Raw genomic sequence first — 18070 nt, forward strand, 5'->3', positions numbered from 1 at the left:
TCAGCTCCCGATGATTCCGATCTCCAGCCCGGCCGGCACGTACGCGGCGAGGTGCCGGCGCGCCGCTTCCCGGCGCAGCGGCCTGCGCAGGTGGTGGTGGACTCCCATCTCGGCGCCGTGCTCCCCGCCCTGCGCGATGGCGCTCGGGCAGGTGGGGGCGAGCGCGAGGTAGTACGGCGAGCCCGGGTCCGTCGACACGTACACGGGCTCCACCGGCGGGCCGCCGTCCGGGGGTGCGCAGCGGAAGCGCCGGGGCAGCTGGGAGCCGGGCCGGGCGTAGCAGTAGCGCAGGCAGCCGGTCTGGCGCTGCTCGGCGGTGGCGGTGCCGTCGATCAGGGTGTTGGCGCCGTCGATCGTGCGGGCGGTCACGTCGCCGCGCACGGTGCTGCCGTCGAGGGTCACCCGGGCGCCGGGGGCCGACACCGCGGCCGGGCCCTGGCCGGCGTCGATGACGGACTCGGTGACGGTGAGCGCCGGAACGCCGTCGGCGAGTTCGACGGCCCGCGCGATGCCGCGTACCAGGGCCACCTGGGTGCGTCCGTTGTCGCCGGTGGTGTCCGCGGCCACCATGATGCGTCCGTCGAGGGTGCACTGGGCGACGGTCAGCGCGCCCAGGTCGCCCGGCCGGACCGTCAGGTCGCCGTCCAGCAGGAAACCGTCGAGGAGGAGGCTGCTGCCCGCGGCCCCGGTCACGGCGAGCGGGCCGCCGAGGTGCGGGCGCAGTCCGTCGGGCGTGTAGAAGGCGGTGGCGCGGCCCCGCTCCGGGCGGGCCGCCGCGACGAGGACGAGCCGGGCGTCGGCGGGCAGGGTGACCGCCAGGTCGCCGCGGTGGCTGGTGCTGTCGCCGACGGCCACGACCACGGTGGTCCCGGCCGGGGAGGCCGAGGCGTGCCACAGCTGTTCGGCGAGGGCGAGCCCGTCGGCCACGGAGGTCACCACCAGGTCGTCGGGAGAGGGCTCGGCGTCGGCGCGGACGGTGATCACTCCGAGGACGTCCCGGTGTCCGTCGGCCGCGAGCACGCGGGCGTGGACGGCGCTGCGGTCGTAGGGGCCGGCGCCGACGTCGGCCAGGGCCGCGTAGTGGTAGCGGACGAGGAGGTCGGCCGGCTCGGCGGGCCGGCCGTCCTGGTAGGTCCTCAGGCGGCCGGTGACGGCGTCCACGCCGACCTGGGGGCCGGGGAGGTCGGCCAGGTCCTCCAGGCCGCAGACCCGCACGCGCTCGGGTCCGAGTTCGGTCGGCGGCCCGGCCGCGTCCGGAGGCAGGATCCGCACTCCGAGGGGCAGCCGCTCCGGGTCGAGTTCGCCGCGCCGGGCGGCCGTGAGCATGGCCAGGAGGCGCCGCGGGCGCACTGGTACGGGCAGCTCGTCCTCGTCCGCCGGGTCGGTGCCGTCCGCGGACGGTGCGCCCGGGAAGAGCGGGATGCTCCGGCCGAGCGGGTCCATGCGGTACCAGCCGTCGACGGGGCGGGGCTGCGACCAGCGCTCGCCTCCGGTGGTGGCGTCCGGGTCGGGCCCCACCCGGTACGTCCGGAGCGGGAGGAGGACGACGCCGAGGGAGGGGATGTTGTACCGGCCCCGCCCGCGCCCGATGCTACGGACGTCGGCACAGCGGGCGAGCGGGTCGAAGGCGCCCCGGGCCGGGTCGATCAGGTCCGGTGGCGGTGTCGAGCGGTCCCGTCTGCGGTCGTGCCCGGCGCCGACGTGGTCGAGCCGGTCCGCCGCGCGCAGCGAGGCGGTGGCCGGGCGGTCCGGGCGGGGGTGTTGGACGTGTGCCGAGACGGCCAGCAGCCGGTAGTACTCGACGGTCCACGCAGTCCCTCCGGTGGCCTCCGCCGCGATCCGTCCGAGCGCCGCCGCGGTGCCCTTGCGGCGGCGGTGGGAGAGCGTGTCGGCGACGAGGGCGCGCCAGCTGAAGCCGTCGCCGAGGTCGGGCAGTGGCTCGGTGAGGCCGATCAGGTCGGCGAGGTAGGGCAGGATCCACTCGTCGCAGGTCTCCGCGAACCAGCCGTCGTACAGGTCCTCCAGGTCCTGTTCCAGCAGGTCGAGTTCGGCGGCGACGGCGGAGAGCAGCGCCTGCAGGGTCCCGCCCGACTGGTCGTCACGGGCCCAGAGGTGAGCGGGGAGCAGGGCGCGGAAGCGGTCGGCGCCACCGGTCGCCGCCGTGGCGGGCACGGTCATGACGTCATCCTCCGGATCTCCGAGACCCCGGCCGCCAGGCCGAGCAGCCGGGCCGGACGGACGGCACCGGACTCCCAGTCGGCCGGTGCCGGGCCGAGCACCTGCTCGGACGCCGTGTCCGGCGGGAGGGGGTCGTGGTCGGTGGCCAGGCGCAGCAGGCGCGGAAGGGTACAGGCCGTGACGCCGGGGACGGCGCGGACGACGGTCAGCACGGCGGAGTCCGTCACCGGTGGCCCGAACGGCCGACGGCCCGGGGCGAACTCCTGCCGCAGGGCCTCCGTGACGTGCTGCCGCACGGTGAACCAGTCGGCTCCCGGGTCGGGCGAGACCTCGACCCGCACGCCGTACCACTGGGTGGCGGCGGGGAGGACGAGCAGCGGCGCGCCGGGGTCGCGGACGTCGGCGAGGGCCGAGGCGAGGGCGGCGAGCAGGGTGTCGTCGACGGGCGAGGCGCCCTCGCCGGTGGCGGTGACGACGACGGTGGGCCGGCTGCCGTTGCGGACGGTGTCGGCCCGTGCGGCGCCGATCCCGGCGAAGGCGCGGGCGAAGTCCTCGTGGTCGGCGACGGAGACGACCCGGCCAAGGGTGCGGATGCGCGTCGGGGTGTCGGCGCGGGCGTCCGCCAGGGCGGCCGGGCGGGCCCAGCCGTGGGTGGCGGCGGGGTTGGTGACGGTGGCGATGCCGAGGGGGCGGTTCAGGGGCAGGGTCAGCTGCCCCGGGTCGAGGGCGCCGTCGGTGCCGGTGCCCACCCGGTAGTCGGCGGTGATGTTCTCGGTGCCGGTGGGCAGCCGTGCTCCGTGCAGCCCGTCGCCGAACACCACCTCGACGGTGCCGTCCTCCTGGGCCCGGACGGCGTACACCGGGTCGTGCGGTCCGGCCGTCGCCAGCGAGGGCACTTCGGACCAGGGCGCGCCGTCGACCTGGATCTCCAGGGTGCTGGTCGGTTCGGCGGCCGCGGTCACCCGGCGGTGTGTCAGGGGTCCGCGGCGGGTGCGCAGCCGGTGGAAGGTGCGGGCTCCGTCACCGCTGCCGAGGACCTGGTGCACCGGTTCGCCGTGGGTCGCCCGGACGACGTTGCCGTGGACGGTGACGGTGTCCGGGTGGTAGGCGCGGTCGAGCTCCCGGTCGAGGGTGACGGTCATGACGGTGCCCGCGTCGTCGACGGCGCTGGCGAGGACGACGGCGCGCTCGACGGCGGTGGTGCCGGTGGCGGTGTCGGTGCCCCGGAGGAGGACGGTGCGGCCCGGCGGCAGTGGCGGGTCGGTCGCGGCGAGTTCCATCGTGCGGCCAGCCACCGGGCGGGTGCGCGGCATGACGGCGGCCGGCAGCTTCGTGGACTGGGCCTGGACGACGGTGGTCCGCGCGTCGAAGTGGTCCGTGGTGGCCTCGTCGACGTGGACGAGCGTGGTCCGGCCGGAGAGGCCACCGCAGGCGAGTCCGGACGGGACCACCGATGTCACCCGGTAGGGGCGGACGGCCTGGTCCGACTGCGCGACCAGCCAGGACCCGGGCAGGATCCGGGGGTGGTCGCCGTCGAGCCGCAGGACGTCGGACGGTGGCTGCTCGCAGGGCGCGGCCCCCGCGGCTGCGGGGAGCAGGCCCGCGGCCGGGGCGTTCCAGCCGAAGAGGGCGGTGCGTTCGGCGAAGGTGTGAACGCCCGGGCCCGCGCCGTCGGTGCCGGTGTCGGTGCCGGTGCTCTCCGGGCGGGTCTGGGAGGCGACGGCGTGGACGTCCAGCAGGGTCCAGCCGGGGTGTCCCGGGGGCGCAGTCGCCACGGCGGTCACCAGCAGGACGGCCCAGGCCCGCTCGGCGCCCGCCGACGCCGGCGCGACGGTGACGGGACCGAGGGCCAGCAGGGTGTCGCCCGCCCGGAGTCCGAGCGCGGTGCCGGTCAGCCACAGCCGCTCGGTGTCGGCGCCGCAGGGCTGCGGGTCGGTGGCGATGGCCGGGACGGCGTTCCAGGCGGCCTGGGCGTCGAGGTCGTCGTCGGTGCGGAAGACCTGCGGCGTCTGGTTCTGGGCCGGGACGCTCTGCACCAGGGTGCCCTTCGGCACGGTCACCAGCGGCGGTGCGCCGACGGCCTCCTCCACCGTGAAGGCCAGCTCGGCTTCGGCCGAGACGCCGGGGTCGAGCTCGTGGCCCAGGCTGCGGGTGAGTTCGCGGACCGAGCGCAGCTCGGTCGCCGTGCGCAGGTAGCCCTCCTGGGCGATGCGCTCGGTGTAGAAGGAGACGACGTCGGCGACCACCGCCCAGCCGTCGAGCAGGGCGATGGCCGGCTCGTCGGCGGGGCGGCGGGCCAGGGCGCGGACCGCCGGCGGCTGCGTCTCCTGCTGGAGGGTGGCCCGCATCTCGGCCATCGCCCGGGCGTGGGTGGAGATCCTCCGGACCAGCGCGGTCTGGCCCGGCGGGTTGGCGGTCGGCCGTCCGGTGGGGCCGTCGGGGTTCGTCACACGCCACCCCGCACGACGACGTCGACGAGGCCGTGCTCCGGATGCCGGGGGTCGCTGTCACAGCGCAGGGTCTCGCGCGCGGCCGCCTCGATCCGTCCGGCGGCGAGGTTGGCCAGGGTCTCGGTCCCGTCCGCTCCGAGGCGGCCGAAGCCCTCCACCTCGACCCGGGCGGCCCCGGCGACGGACATCGCCGTGCCGACGAGGTCGCTCAGGAACACCGGGTGGCCGAGGCCGAGCCGGTCGGGGTGGAAGAACCCCCGACGTCCGTCGGGGAGCACGCCGGCGGAGAGGACGGCGCGCAGCTGCCGGGCGATCTCCGGGCCCGGGTAGCCGGGTGCCGGGCAGACGGCGAGGCGGATCTCCAGGGGGACGACGGCCGCCCGGACGAGCTCGACGTCGACACCGGCCATCCGGCGGCTGTCGAGCAGCGCGGCCAGGCCCGGCGGGTACGGGTCGTCGGCGTCCACGGCGACCTCCTGGACGCGCCAGGAACCGGCCCAGCGCGTCCGGGCGACGGCCCCGCGCACACCGCCCTCCCGGACGGCGACGGCGGCGTGGTCGGCGGCGGTGACCGCGCGCTCCTGGGCGTGGAAGGCGGTCGGGGCGAGTTCCCGGACCTCGGGCAGCGGCTGCGGGTCGGTGCCGCCGGCGGCGGGCAGCGGGTTGCTGACGGTGACTCCGTCGAGCCGGGTGCCGTCGGGCAGGAGCAGGAGGGTGTCGAGGGTGTTCGCCCCGGTGTTGCCGGCCGCGCCGCCACCCGCCCGGTAGCGGGAAGTGAACTCCGTTCCGGGAGCGGGTCGACGCCCGGTGGTGCCGTCCCCGAAGCGCAGCCGGACCGAGCCGTCGGGTTCGGGTTCGACGACGAAGCGCGGTGCGCGGCGGTCGCCGCCGAGCAGGTCCGGGGCTGCCGACCAGGCCAGGGTGCCGTCGTCGAGCCGGAGTTGGGCGACGGCCTCGCGTGGGTCGGGTCGCAGGGCGTCGGCCGCGCTGCGCCAGCCGGGGCCTGGCGCCGCGGGGGCGATCGGGGCCGGGTCCGCGGGGGCGGTCCAGGCGGGGTCGGCGTGGCGCAGCAGCGGGCGGTAGGCGCCGGTGGCGGGTGCCGTCGGTGGGTCGAGGGGCCCGCCGACGAGGGTCGCGCCGTGGTCGGCGAGGACGACGTTGGCGAGCGCGACGGCGGTCGGGAGGGCGGGGCCCGGGTCGGCGGAGGAGATCCGCAGGGGCACCGGCAGTGCGTCGTCCTGGGACCAGTGCAGTTCGAGGACGCGCGGCGTGTCGGCCAGCGGGTCGACGCGTTCGACCGGGGCGCGGTCCAGGCGGACCGCGCAGCGGTGCGTCGGGTCGCCGTCCGCCAGGAGGCCGGTGGCCCCGATCTCGACCAGCACCAGGACGTCCCCGCTGCGCAGCCCGGGTTCGGAGTCCGCAGGGACGACGACGAACGCGGAGGTGCTGCCGACGGGCAGGACGGCGCCAGCGGCCCCCCAGGCGTGCAGTGGCAGCCGGTTGCGGGCGGGGAGGAGCCGGGCCGGCGCGCAGGTCTCGAAGACGGTCGCACCGGCCGACGCCGCCTCCGCCGCCGAGGGCGGCCGCCGGCCGACGGGGGTACCGGTGTCGGCGACGGCGCTGCCGCGCGGGAGGTCGACCTCGGCCGGGGTGTCGAAGGCCAGCCAGGTACGGGCCGAACAGCCCTCGTGGACGCGGTAGTCGAGGAGCCGGGCGTGGCGGCGCACGGACGACCGGCGACGGGCGGTGCCGAGGTGGGCCTCGTGCGCGATGGCGTCCTGACGGTAGGCCAGCCGGTCACCGAGGTAGGCGTAGAGCTCGATGAGGGTGACGCCGATGTCGGCGGGCGAGCGGTCGGTCCAGTCCGGGAGCAGAGCGCTCAGCCGGTCCGTCAGACGGGTGCGCAGGCCGTCGTAGTCCCTGGCGAGGTAGTCGAGGACGGGTGAGGGGGCCGTCTCGGGCGGCTCGTCGGCGGGCCGGCAGTCCAGGACGGCCGGGCAGTCCACGTCGAGGTCGAGCGGGATCTCCGCCAGGGGCTGGTCGAACCCGTCGGGCGTGCCGTTGCCGTCCTCGCCGACCAGCCGCAGCGTGTACGAGGACCGGCCGCCGCCGACCGCCCGGACGACGAGGACGCGGTGCAGGTCCTCCTCGGCGACGGCGTCGGCGACCTGCCGTCGGTCCTCGGCCGTCACCCCCGGGGGTAGGTCGTCGCCCGTGAGCGCCTGCGCGGGGTGGGCCCAGAGCACCCGGGCCGGGTCGTGGGCGGCGTCGCCGAGGACCAGGACCCGGGTGGACCCGGCGATGGCGGCCGGGACCGGTCCGTGGATCAGGTGCACGGCGAGGGTGCGCTGCTCCGATGTGCCGGGGGCGCCGCCCCGGGCGTCCGCCCGTACCGGCAGGACGTCGACGAAGTCGATCCCGTCGAGGCCGTGGACGGCCGCGACGAGCGCTCGTCGGGCGTCGCGGTCGAGTGCGGCCGTGAAGGCGCCGGGAGGTTCGGCGGCGGGCGGCTGCGGCACGGGTCCCTCGGCACGGGTCACGGGGTGACGCTCCCGCCGGTGACCCGCAGGACCCTGCTCTCCCCCGTCGGGCTGCCGGGACGCAGTGGGGTGTAGCCGACCGTGACCGTCAGCACGGTGTCCACGGCTTCCACGGTGATGTCCTCCAGCCGGATCAGGTCTCCGAGCCACTGCTGGACGGCGGCCTGGATCAGCGCCTGCGTGCCGCGGGCCAGGTCGTCGTTGCCGGGCGCGAAGACCATCCGGTCGACGCCGGCGCCGAAGTCCGGCCGGTTCACCCGCTCGCCCGGTCGGGTGAAGAGCACCGCCTCGATGAGCCCGCGCAGGTACTGCTCGTCCTGGGCCACCGCGAGACGGCCGCGCGCGTCCAGGTGCAGTGGGAACCCGAGGTGCATCACACCCCCCGCACACGGTTCTGCACGACGGTGACGAACAGCGGTCCCGCGGTGGGGACGCACACGGCCGTGCCGCCCTGGATCACCAGCGGCAGGCCGAGCGACCGGACCCGGGCCGTGCCCGTGGTCCACTGCCCGGACACGCACGGCCCGCCGGCGGTGACGGGCAGCGGGCAGCCCGTCACCAGCCACGGCGGCCCGAGGACCACGGCGGCGCTCCCGGAGACGGTGACGCGCGGGCTGAGGACGGTGGGCGTGGCGCGGCCGCCGTGCGGGCAGAGGGTGACGGCGCCCTCGTGGGCCGGGAATCCTGGCATCAGGTCACCTCCAGAGCGCCTTCGTTGACCGAGACGGTGGGCCCGCTCAGTTTCACACCGGCCAGGCCCGTGGACAGCTCCAGGCCGTCGGCGGTGCAGGAGATCCGCACCGGTACGACGGAGACGGGCGGGCCGACCTCGATGGTGAGCCCGCCGCCCGGGAGGTCGTCGAGCCTGATGGACACGGCGTCGGTCTTCCACATCTTGACCCCGGCGACGGCGGGCGAGGCCGGTGGCTCGCCGGGGCCCCAGAAGCAACCGGCCACGATGGCGTGGTCCGGGTCGCCCGCCTCGAACTCGACCCACACGTTGGCGCCGACCGGCGGCACGGCGAACAGGCCCACTCCCGGTCCCGCGTACGGCACGCAGGGCTCGGCCCAGGAGAGCCGGCCGGTGCCGAGCACGGCCGGGACGCTCACCCGCACCCGCCCGCGCATCAGCGGATCGACGTTGCCGGTGACCTTGCCCCGGTACTTCCCGTAGTAGCGGGTCGCCCGGTCGTCCTCCAGTCGCCCCGGCGTGTTCGGCGCCGTCACGGCCGCACCACCGGGACGGTCGAGCCGTGGCCGTCACGGGCCAGCGTGAAGCGCTGGGTGTACGAGCCGGGTTCCAAGCTGTGGTCGACCTTCCGGACGTACCAGAGCCCGTCGTGGGACCATCCGGCCCCGCGCACGCCGACGAGGGCGCGGGGCCGGAGCACGTCGCCGTAGCGTTCGCCGTCGGCCTCGCCCTGCGCCACCACCGCGTCGACGGAGCGGTCCACCCGCGCCTGGGCCCTCGCGAGGGCCCCGATCACGTCGGTCCCGCTGTCCCGGACCTCCCGTCGGCGCCGGATGTCCGCGTTGAACCGCAGCCACAGCGGTTCGGCCGCGAGCGGCTCGCGCAGGCTCCCGACCGTCGTCACCGGGACCTGGGCGCCGGTCAGCGGGTCCTGGACGTCCCCGTCGACCAGGACCGGGGCGAGCGCGTCGGTCCGGAAGCGGAGCGAGCGGACGTTGGTGTCCGGGCCCAGGTTCACCGAGAGGCACCGCTGCGGCGGTCCGGAGCGGACCGGCGGTCCCCAGTAGAAGGTGCTGGTCCCGGGCGCAGGGCCGGGGATCACGTACGTCACGAAGCCGTGCCGGCGGGCGAGTTCCGCCAGGTGGCCGAGGTCGGTGGCGTGCCGGGTGGGGACGCGCTCCAGCGGCAGCGGCGGGGCGGAGTCCGGCGGGGGGAGCGCACCCGAGACGATCCCGTCGACGAGGTACCGGGCGAGGATCAGCTCGACCTGCTGGTAATCGCTCAGGGACGGGTACTCCGCGTCGCTCTCGACCCGGTCGAGGAGGTAGGAGACGTCCTCTCCGGTGACGGTCAGGACCGCCGCGCCCGGCCTGTCGCCCGGGTCCAGCTCCAGCGCCGTCACGATGCCGTCGAACAGGACCCGGGGCAGTGCCCCGATCGTGACGACGAGCACCACCCGGGCGAACGGCCGGATCGGTCCGGCCTCCAGGACGGGGGTGTCGCGCAGGGCGAAAGGCCCCGAGCGGCCCGCGTCGAAGGCGAGGGCGAAGGCCGAACGGCGGTCGTCGGTCTCCAGCACGCGGACGGACCGCAGCCGTGCTGTGAGGCCAGCCGGCAGCGGAACCGGGAGGGTCGCCCCGACCAGCACGGTCAGGCGCAGGCTCGACAGTGCCACCTGGTCAGACCCCCGGGGTGGGGATTTCCAGCACGAGCCCCTCCGGGGCCGGACCGACCAGGTCGTCGAGCGCGAACACGAGGTTGGCGTCGGCCACCTGCCAGTAGGCGAGCGGGTCGCCGAGGTAGCGGGCGGTCACCGTGTCCAGCCGGTCTCCGGCCACCACCCGGTGGCTCGCCAGGGTCCGACCCGTCGGTACGGCCGTGGGCGGCGCCGACTGCGGCTGCCGCAGGTAGCGGACCTGGCGCTCCGTGCCGTCGGCGTCCCGCACCGTCGCCACCGCGACCTCCGCGTCGTCGTACCTGCCCGGTCCGCCCGCCACCGTCAACCCACCACGACGTCGGCAGCGGCCGAGACGGCCCCGGACACACCGGCCACGACGGCCATCGCCTCCTTCATGACCTGGTGCACGAGGAAGAGCGCGTACCCCGGGCTGCCCACCGGCAGGTCGTCGTAGGAGAGCACCTGCGCCGACAGATCCACCGACGCGCGGGTCGGGAAGAGGTCCGGTGTGAAGGCCTGTTCCGTGATGCTCAGCGTCTGGATCCGCACCGGAACCGCCCGGCCCGGCCCCCAGACCAGGACGGCCAGCGGGCTCTCCGGCGGCACGATCTCGATGGTGCCGGCCGCGAGCAGTGCGGCGTTCTCCACCACCTGCGCGGTGCTCGGGTAGAGCAGCATCTCCAGCGCGGCCAGCTGGGGCGCGATGCCGGCCGCGGCACGCGGGTCCCCCTGCTCCATCTGGTCGGTGGCGTCGACCTCGATCGTCATCGTCACCGTCTCCACCGGCGCCCCGGAGATCCTGCGGGCGTCCGCGGCCGGGCCGGGTGCGACCGCGCGGGGCCGCAGCGCCCGGGTCATGTGGTCGGGGTTGTACTGGAACACCACCAGGCGGGAGAGCGGACTGGTCGGATCGACCTCGACGACGGCGCCGCACAGGACCCTCGGACTGCCCGGAAAGCTCCTCATGGAGGCCACTGTCGACGGGGCGTCGTCAACACGGCGTCACGGCGGCGTCACCACATCGGGTCCGACGCCGGATGACCGAATTGTGACCGAACATGAACCACCCTTGCCGGCTTTTGACAGAGCGGAAGCGGAGAGTCACGATCTGTATCGACATCCGCCATCGCGTGAAGCAGGAGCAGAGGGCATGCCACGTGACGCGTCCATCCAGGCCGGAGTCCCTGCCGCCGCCGGCGCGAGAGACGGCCGTCGGCGCGGGCCGGTCACCGCGGATCCGGCGGGGAGTGCGGTGCTCACCCTGCTCGGATCGTTCAGGTTGCAGGTCGGACCGGCTGAAGTCCGGCTCCCGGTCGGCGCACAGCGCCTGCTCGTGGTTCTGGCCCTGCGGGGCCGGCAGAGCCGCAGCCGGGTCGCCGGCGCCCTCTGGCCCGACAGCCCCGAAGGCCGCGCCCTGGGCAGCCTGCGCACCAGCCTCTGGCGGATCAACCAGGCCGCCCCGGCGCTGGTCGTCGACACCGGCGGAGCCATCGACCTCGCCCCGGAGGTGACCGTCGACGCGCGTGAGCTCATGGAGCGCACGAAGGCGCTCCTGCAGGAGTCCCCGTCCTCCGCCGGCCCCCTCCCGCCGGCCCTCGGCGACGGCGGCGAGCTCCTCCCCGACTGGGACGACGAGTGGCTCGCGGACGAGCGCGAGCGACTGCGCCAACTGCATCTGCACGTACGCGAGACCTTCGCCGAACGGCTCGCCTCCGAAGGGAAGTTCGGGCTCGCCCTGGACATGGCCCTCGGCGCGCTGCGCCTCGACACCCTGCGGGAGAGCGCCCACCGTTCCGTCATCCGCATCCACCTGCAGGAGGGCAACCTCAGCGAGGCCCGACGCGCCTACGCCACCTGCCGGCGGGTGCTGGAACAGGAGCTCGGGGTCGCACCGGCCCCCGAGACCACCCGGATGCTCGGCCTTCCCGTGGACCGTCGGCCCCGCGCCGACCGCGCCCGCCCGGCCTGGGGGCGGACGTGACCGCGCCCGCGTCCTCGTCCGTGTCCGGGGAGTCCTGGACCGTCACCGCGTCGCCGCTGTCGGTCGGCATCGTTCCGGGCCAGTCCGCCACCGTGTCGTTCACGGTCACCAACAACGCCGCCACCCCCGCGCACCGGCCCGGGACGCTCGCCGTGCTGTCCGGTACGGGGACCGACGCTTCCTGGTTCACCATCGACCGGGCCACCCGGACCTTCGACGTGGGCGGGACCGAGACCTTCGCCGTCACCGTCCGGCCCCCCACCGCCACGGCCACCGGCGAACGCCAGTTCAGCTGCATCGCCTTCGACGCGGACCACCCCGCCGTCAGCACGACCACGCAGAGCAGCCCCGTCACCCTCGCCCTCGCTCCACCGCAGGCGTGGACGATCACCGCCACCACCCAACTGGTCCGGCTGGACGCGGACTTTACCTCCACCCAGTTGGCCTTCCAGGTCACCGGCCCGGCCGGCCGCACGGCAGAGGTACGGATCAGGCAGAACGACGGCGAAATCGGCGAAGCCGCCTGGTTGCGCCTCGACCGCCCCCGGCGGACCCTCGGCCCCTCGGGATCGGAGCTGTTCCAGGTCACCATCGGACCGCCCAGCCCGAAGGGCTTCCCCGCCCTCCCGGTAGGGAGCTTCCTCGGCGACCTGTTCGACGTGACGGGGATCCCCCTCGAGTTGCGGGCGTCCAGTGACGAGATCCAGGTGGTGGTCGACACCACTCCCTCCTCGTGAAAAGCGCCCGCGGCCGCGCCAGCCCAGCCCGGCTGGCACCGTCGGATCCCCAGACCGGAGAGAAGTGTGATGGCCGTGCCCTATGACAAGAAGCCGACACCCGCATCCGCGGCCTCGTGGACCATCACCGCGTCGCCCACGACGGTCGTCGTCCATCCGGGCGGGTCAGCCGCCGTACGGTTCACGGTCACGAACAACACCACCGCTCCCCCGCAACGACACGGCACGATCGCCGTCCTCCCCAGCCCGGGAACCGACTCCTGGTTCGAAATCAATCAGGACACCCGGACCTTCACCCCGGGCGGCAGCTCCGACTTCACCGTCACCGTCCGGCCCGCCCCCACCGGGACCACCGGCACCTACCCGTTCAGCTGCCTGGTCTACGACACGGACCACCCGACCGTCGACACCACCGTGCAGAGCAGACCCGTCACCGTCACCATTGCCCCCGCCACGGTGCCGTGGAAGATCACCGCGAGTACGTCGGTCGTCCAGGTGACCCACCAGCCCGACCTGGCGGGAGAGATCGGCTTCGAGACCTCCGGCCCGGTCGGCAGCCTGGTCACCGTACGGGTCCGGCCGGTCGGCGGCCTACCGGCCGACGCCAAGTGGTTCTCCCTGCCCAACCCTCAGCAGGAGACGATCGGGGCCTCGGGGATCGTGAGTTTCAACGTCGACGTCGGACCACCCAACCCGCTCGGCAGCGCCGTCCCACGCGGCAAGTTCTTCGGCGACCTGCTCGATCTGACGGGCGGCACCACCGTGATCCGGGCATCGAGCAGTGCGTTCCGCCTTGAGGTCGAACTCGGCCAGAGTTGACCCCGGCCGCCGGCCGTCGACACCCGGGCGGCCCGACCGACAACCCCTGCGAACGGAGAGTGCCATGACCACAGGGGCGTCCTGGACCATCACCGCGTCGCCCACGACGGTCGTCGTCCATCCGGGCGAGTCAGCCGCCGTACGGTTCACGGTCACGAACAACACCACCGCTCCCCCGCAACGACACGGCACGATCGCCGTCCTCCCCAGCCCGGGAACCGACTCCTGGTTCGACATCGATCAGGACACCCGGACCTTCACCCCGGGCGGCAGCTCCGACTTCACCGTCACCGTCCGGCCCGCCCCCACCGGGACCACCGGCACCTACCCGTTCAGCTGCCTGGTCTACGACACGGACCACCCGACCGTCGACACCACCGTGCAGAGCAGCCCCGTCACCGTCACCTTCGCCCCGATGCCGTGGGCGATCACCGCGAGTACGTCGGTGGTCCGGCTGGCCGACACCATTCTCCCCAGGGGGGAGATCGGGTTCCAGGTATCCGGCCCGGTCGGCAGCCAGGTGAAGGTCAGGGTCAGGCCGATCGACGGCCCCCCAGCCGATGCCAGGTGGTTCACCATGCCCTTCCTTCCTCAGACGATCGGAGACTCGGGGACCGCTGCTTTCGATGTCCCCGTCAGGTCACCCAATCCACTGGGCAGCGTCGTCCCGCGCACGACCTTCGTCGGTGACCTGGTCGAGATGATGGGTGACGCCCCACTGTTCCGGGCATCGAGCGGGACCTTCCGTATCGAGTTCGAACCAGACCCGCACCCGCTATGACGCCCCCCACCGGCTGAAGCTGCCCGAAGCCACCTGACCGACAACCCCTGCGATTGGAGAACGCGATGACCGCAGGGGCCTCCTGGACCATCACGGCGTCACCCACGACGGTCGGCCTCAGCGCGGGCCATCCGTCCACGGTCTCGTTCACGGTCACGAACAACGCCGCCGCCCCCGCGCAGCGACGCGGCACGATCGCTGTCCTCCCCGATCAGGGAACCGACGTGACCGCCCGGGCGACCCGGGCCGCCGGCTGAGGCCTCGCTCGCGCGCGTGGCGAGGGTGTACGCGCTGGCGCGCGGCGATTCCGCGCACGCCGGCGACAACCTCCACTGGTGACCCCAGTACGCACGAAGGCCCCTGGCCGGCACTGCTCGCGCAGTGCCGGCCGGGGGCCTTGTTTGTGTTGGTCAGGATTCCTCCGCCCTGCGCTGCATGCCCTTCTCACGCCTGCTCAGGCCTGCCAGTGCGGCTTGCCGCTTACCATCCGGCAGTAGATCATCCGCCCGTTGGCGTCATGGGTGCTCCTGCCGAGGTCGGCGTTGCGGCAGAACTGCCCGGCCGCGTAGCAGTTCCCCGCGTTCGAGCGGATCTCGCACTCCGCGCCGCCGCCGGCCGCCGCGGTCTGCTGCGGCTCCGGGTCGGTCGGCGGCTGGGCGGTGGTGATCTTCGGCTGCGGCGCCTTGGGGGCGGGCGACTGCGCGTGGGTGCTGGGCGCGGCCGGCGCCGGGGCGGCCGGCGTGCTCGGCGCGGGGTCGGGCGCGGCCGGCGGCGTGCTGACCGGGGGTGCGGCCGGCGTGCTCGGCGCGGGGTCGGGCGCGGCGGGCGGTGCCGCCGACGGGGTCACCTGGGCGGTGGCCGTGGCGGCCGCCGAGGGCGACGCCTCGGTACCGCCGTCGGCGGCCGACGGGTCGCAACCGGTCAGCGCCAGACCGACGGTGAGGACGAGTCCGGCGAATCCGGCCAGGCCGGCACGCCGGCGCCCGCGTATCCGTGAAGGCATGGGTGAAGAACGCTCCGTTCCGTTTGGGTGAGGTGCGTGATTCAAGCAGAGCCGACACGCGATCCGCACACGCATCTCCCGCTCGTTGGCAGATCGAGATCTGCCGACTACCGAGCGTCGCCGTTCGCCGGGCGGTCGTCACGCTGCGCCGAGCCACCGCCCGTCCCGACCGGGGCACAACACCGGAGCGCGGCAACCCGCAACTGCGGGACGTCCGGACGATCCGCGGGCAAACTGTCACGTGGAAGTAGCCATCCGGCTACCGTTGGTTACAGCGACAGCTCGCGGCCGACCCCAGCCCACGCCGGCGCACGCCGGGTGCATTCCGGCCACCGGGCCGGCCGTGGACCGGAGCGCCCGGGCTGTCACCGACTACGGAAGGGCGGCGCCATGGACGCTGACTCCCGGACCAGGACGGCGATCGAGGAGCATTGGCTGGCCTCGGAACGCGGGGACACCGAAGCCGAGCACGCCATCTACGCCCCGGACGCGATCCTGGACTACCCGCAGTCAGGTGAGCGGTTCCGGGGCCGCGCGACGATTGCGGCGCAACGCGGCGGACATCCGGCCGACCGGCACTTCAGCGTGCAGCGGATCACCGGCCAGGCACATCTATGGGTGAGCGAATGCATCATCACCTACGACGGTGTGCCCTCGTACTCGGTGAGCATCATGGAGTTCGCCGACCAGCACGTGGTCCACGAGACGCAGTACTTCGCCGACTCCTTCGGCGTACCCGCCCGGCGGGCCGCGCTCGCGCAGCCCATGCCGGGCCGGACCATCGCCGGAACCTGATCGCACCCGCGGGGAGCCGCCCTTCCAAGGCACAAGCGGGTCCTCTGCCAGGAGCCCTACGGCAGACCCGCCGTCCGGCGCTCGAAGATCTCGGGGCGCGCGGTCTCCAGGGCCGTGGCGACCGCGCCGAGGAGCACCGCCTCCTCCCCCAGCAAGCTCGGCGCGAGCGTCGGGCGCATCGGGGCGATCCGGTGCAGGGCCTGCTCCAGCGGTTCCAGGAGCAGGTCCGCGCTGCTGCCGATGCCGCCGCCGAGGACCACCAGGTCCGGGTCCAGTACAGCGGACAACACGGCGACGGCGTACGCGAGTTGTTCGGCCTCGTGGTCGACCGCCCGGACGGCCGCCGGATCGCCGGCCCGGGCCCGCTCGAACACCTGCTTCGCCGTGGGCGCGCCGCCCATCCCGAGGTCCTGGGCGGTGCGTACCACGGCGTCCGCGGCGGCCTCGCGCTCGATGGTCGCCACGGGCTCGCCGGGGCGGGCGGGCAGCGGGACCAGGCCGATCTCACCCAGCGCGCCGTGCGCACCGAGCAGCAGTTCACCGTCCTTGACCACGCCCACGCCCAGCCCGGTGCCGACGAGCAGGTAGGCGAACATCCGGCTGCCCCGGCCGGCGCCGAGGGTGTACTCGCCGAGCGCGGCGAGGTTGGCGTCGTTGGCGACGGTGACGGCCGTCCCCAGGCCCTCCCCGATCCGGTCGAACAGGCCGGGCCGGCCCCAGCCGGGCAGGCTGGTGGCGTAGCGGACACCGCGCCGCTCCTCGTCCCACACACCCGGGGTGCCGATCACCGCGTGCCCGATGTCGGCGGCGGCCAGGCCCGCCTCGGCAATGGCCTCATGGGCGGCGGCGACCACGGCGTCGGCGACGGCGTTCGCCGAGCGGCCCCGGTTGGCCACGTCCCGGCGGGCGACGACCGTCCCGGCGAGGTCCGCGACGGCGACCCGCAACCGGGCCCGGCCGATGTCCACCCCCAGCACGTGCCCGGCCGTCGGGTCGACCTCGTACAGCACGGCGGTGCGGCCGCGCTCGGGGGCGAACCGGCCGGCCTCGCGGACCAGCCCGGCCTGCTCCAGCGCGGCCAGGGCGGCGGAGACGGTGGGCTTGGACAGACCGGTGTCCCGGGCGAGTTGGGCCCGAGAGGAGCCGCCACCGGTGCGCAGCAGTTCGAGCAGCAGCCACTCGTTGTTGCTGCGCAGCCGCTGCCGGTTCCACGGCACTGCCGGGGCCCCGGCCGCCGGGCGGTGGGTCGACAGGTGGCGGCTCATCGGTTCCTCCGGTGTGGGCGGGACGGCTGGCGAAGCGGGCGGGCAGGGCGTGACGCAGGCAAGGCAGGGCGGGCCTGGCACGGCCCGCGGCGTCCGGTGTCGGGCGCCGCCGCCCAAGTATGACCGGTGATCATTCCGTTCCCTCCCCGACCGCCGAACCCGCGCTACCCAAGGCCGTGCCTGACCGACCCACCGACCCGCTGAAGCCCGCCACCCAGCCAAGCCCGCCGGCCTGCCAGGTCGCCAGACCGCCAGGTCGCCAGACCGCCGGTCGACCCCATCGCCCGTCAGACCACCCAGGCGCCCGTCATCCCCCGCACCGCCGAGCCGTCCAGGTCGGCCAGCTTGGTACCGGCGAAGGCCCGAGCCGTCTCGGAGGTCTGCACCCGCAGTGGCGGCCGCTCGGCGGTGAGCGCCGCGACGATCGGCTCCGCCGCCGCCTCCGGGGTCTGGGCCTGGCCGAAGGCCTTCAGCGTCCGGTCGATGTAGGCCTCCAGGGCGGGGGCGTACGGTCCGGCCGCAGCGGTCAGCGCGGGCAGGTCGAGGGCCTGGTTGCCGACGAACTCGCTGGCGACGGCGCCCGGTTCGACGACGGTGACGTGCACGCCGACGGTGGCGGCGACCGGAGCCAGCGACTCCATGAAGCCCTCGACGGCGAACTTGGCCGCGCAGTACGCCTCGTTGAAGGGCTGTCCGACCACGCCGCCGACGCTGGTCACGGTGATCACCCGGCCGCCGGTGGCCCGCAGGTGCGGCAGCGCGGCCCGGGTGACCTCGACCACGCCGAAGTAGTTCACCTCCATGGCGGCCCGCACCGGCGCCATCCCGTCCTGCTCGATGGTGCCCACGAATCCGGCGCCCGCGTTGTTGACCACGGCGTCGAGCCGGCCGTGCCGGGCGAGGACGGCGTCCAGGCAGGCGGCGACGGACTCCGGGTCGGTGACGTCCAGCCGCTCGATCTCGATCCGCCCGTCGACGCCCGCCTCGGTGGCGGCGCGGTGCAGGGCCCCGGCCCGTCCGGTGTCGCGCATGGTGGCGACGACGCCGTACCCGGCGCGGGCGGCGGCGACGGCGGCGGCCAGGCCGATCCCGGAGGAGGTGCCGGTGATGAGGACGATCGGGGTGGCGGCGGTGTCCATGGTGGTCTCTCCT

18 protein-coding genes are annotated in these 18070 nt (G+C 74.8%); 6 read left to right on the forward strand and 12 right to left on the reverse strand.

Annotated features, from left to right (window positions below; all coding sequences use genetic code 11):
- Genes ACIO5E_RS23890 through ACIO5E_RS23930 form a run of 9 tightly spaced genes read right to left on the reverse strand, consistent with a single transcriptional unit; the run spans position 1 to position 10503 of the window.
- Positions 1-2178, reverse strand: a complete 2178-nt coding sequence (locus ACIO5E_RS23890; RefSeq protein ID WP_400671179.1) for a phage tail protein — start codon at positions 2176-2178, stop codon at positions 1-3.
- On the reverse strand, positions 2175-4628 hold the full coding sequence (locus ACIO5E_RS23895) for a putative baseplate assembly protein (protein ID WP_400671181.1): 2454 nt from the start codon (positions 4626-4628) through the stop codon (positions 2175-2177). Before ACIO5E_RS23895 ends, ACIO5E_RS23890 begins: the two co-directional genes overlap by 4 nt.
- On the reverse strand, positions 4625-7168 hold the full coding sequence (locus tag ACIO5E_RS23900) for a hypothetical protein (protein WP_400671184.1): 2544 nt from the start codon (positions 7166-7168) through the stop codon (positions 4625-4627). Before ACIO5E_RS23900 ends, ACIO5E_RS23895 begins: the two co-directional genes overlap by 4 nt.
- Positions 7165-7542 carry a GPW/gp25 family protein gene (locus ACIO5E_RS23905; protein ID WP_400671185.1) on the reverse strand — a complete coding sequence of 126 codons (378 nt, stop codon included), beginning with the start codon at positions 7540-7542 and terminating at the stop codon, positions 7165-7167. Before ACIO5E_RS23905 ends, ACIO5E_RS23900 begins: the two co-directional genes overlap by 4 nt.
- Complete coding sequence (locus ACIO5E_RS23910; protein WP_400671188.1) at positions 7542-7859, reverse strand: hypothetical protein; 318 nt, start codon at positions 7857-7859, stop codon at positions 7542-7544. The genes ACIO5E_RS23905 and ACIO5E_RS23910 overlap by 1 nt, the downstream gene beginning before the upstream one ends.
- Entirely contained in the window at positions 7859-8395 is a 537-nt protein-coding gene (locus tag ACIO5E_RS23915) for a phage baseplate assembly protein V (protein ID WP_400671191.1), read from the reverse strand. The genes ACIO5E_RS23910 and ACIO5E_RS23915 overlap by 1 nt, the downstream gene beginning before the upstream one ends.
- Complete coding sequence (locus tag ACIO5E_RS23920) at positions 8392-9534, reverse strand: hypothetical protein (protein WP_400671193.1); 1143 nt, start codon at positions 9532-9534, stop codon at positions 8392-8394. The genes ACIO5E_RS23915 and ACIO5E_RS23920 overlap by 4 nt, the downstream gene beginning before the upstream one ends.
- A 4-nt stretch (positions 9535-9538) precedes the next feature.
- The gene (locus tag ACIO5E_RS23925; RefSeq protein WP_400671196.1) at positions 9539-9856 is read right to left on the reverse strand and encodes a hypothetical protein; all 318 of its coding nucleotides are present in this window, start codon (positions 9854-9856) and stop codon (positions 9539-9541) included.
- Positions 9857-9858: 2 nt separating this feature from the next.
- Positions 9859-10503, reverse strand: a complete 645-nt coding sequence (locus tag ACIO5E_RS23930; protein ID WP_400671199.1) for a hypothetical protein — start codon at positions 10501-10503, stop codon at positions 9859-9861.
- 184 nt (positions 10504-10687) lie between these two features.
- On the opposite strand from ACIO5E_RS23930, the gene ACIO5E_RS23935 reads away from it, so the two are divergent.
- From ACIO5E_RS23935 to ACIO5E_RS23955, 5 genes are all read left to right on the forward strand, one after another.
- Positions 10688-11518: a BTAD domain-containing putative transcriptional regulator gene (locus ACIO5E_RS23935; RefSeq protein ID WP_400671202.1), complete on the forward strand. Its 831-nt coding sequence runs from the start codon at positions 10688-10690 to the stop codon at positions 11516-11518.
- Positions 11515-12255 (forward strand): hypothetical protein, encoded by a 741-nt coding sequence (locus ACIO5E_RS23940; protein WP_400671205.1) that lies wholly within the window; start codon positions 11515-11517, stop codon positions 12253-12255. Before ACIO5E_RS23935 ends, ACIO5E_RS23940 begins: the two co-directional genes overlap by 4 nt.
- Before the next feature lie 69 nt (positions 12256-12324).
- Positions 12325-13074: a hypothetical protein gene (locus tag ACIO5E_RS23945; protein WP_400671208.1), complete on the forward strand. Its 750-nt coding sequence runs from the start codon at positions 12325-12327 to the stop codon at positions 13072-13074.
- A 64-nt stretch (positions 13075-13138) separates the two neighbouring features.
- Positions 13139-13855 (forward strand): hypothetical protein, encoded by a 717-nt coding sequence (locus ACIO5E_RS23950; RefSeq protein ID WP_400671210.1) that lies wholly within the window; start codon positions 13139-13141, stop codon positions 13853-13855.
- Between the two features lie 65 nt (positions 13856-13920).
- A complete protein-coding gene (locus ACIO5E_RS23955; protein ID WP_400671213.1) occupies positions 13921-14112 on the forward strand; it encodes a hypothetical protein in 192 nt (63 codons plus the stop codon).
- 197 nt (positions 14113-14309) lie between these two features.
- Here the strand turns inward: ACIO5E_RS23955 and ACIO5E_RS23960 are convergent, their stop codons facing one another.
- Positions 14310-14858 (reverse strand): hypothetical protein, encoded by a 549-nt coding sequence (locus tag ACIO5E_RS23960; RefSeq protein ID WP_400671215.1) that lies wholly within the window; start codon positions 14856-14858, stop codon positions 14310-14312.
- Between the two features lie 390 nt (positions 14859-15248).
- Here ACIO5E_RS23960 and ACIO5E_RS23965 point away from each other — a divergent pair, with 390 nt between their 5' ends.
- Positions 15249-15653: a nuclear transport factor 2 family protein gene (locus tag ACIO5E_RS23965; protein ID WP_400671217.1), complete on the forward strand. Its 405-nt coding sequence runs from the start codon at positions 15249-15251 to the stop codon at positions 15651-15653.
- Positions 15654-15709: 56 nt separating this feature from the next.
- Here the strand turns inward: ACIO5E_RS23965 and ACIO5E_RS23970 are convergent, their stop codons facing one another.
- Both ACIO5E_RS23970 and ACIO5E_RS23975 read right to left on the reverse strand, forming a co-directional pair.
- A complete protein-coding gene (locus tag ACIO5E_RS23970) occupies positions 15710-16918 on the reverse strand; it encodes an ROK family protein (protein ID WP_400671220.1) in 1209 nt (402 codons plus the stop codon).
- 287 nt (positions 16919-17205) lie between these two features.
- Positions 17206-18057: an SDR family oxidoreductase gene (locus ACIO5E_RS23975; protein ID WP_400671223.1), complete on the reverse strand. Its 852-nt coding sequence runs from the start codon at positions 18055-18057 to the stop codon at positions 17206-17208.
- Positions 18058-18070: the final 13 nt, after the last annotated feature.

It is taken from the genome of Kitasatospora sp. NPDC087314, from assembly GCF_044744365.1.
Taxonomy (GTDB): Bacteria; Actinomycetota; Actinomycetes; order Streptomycetales; family Streptomycetaceae; genus Kitasatospora.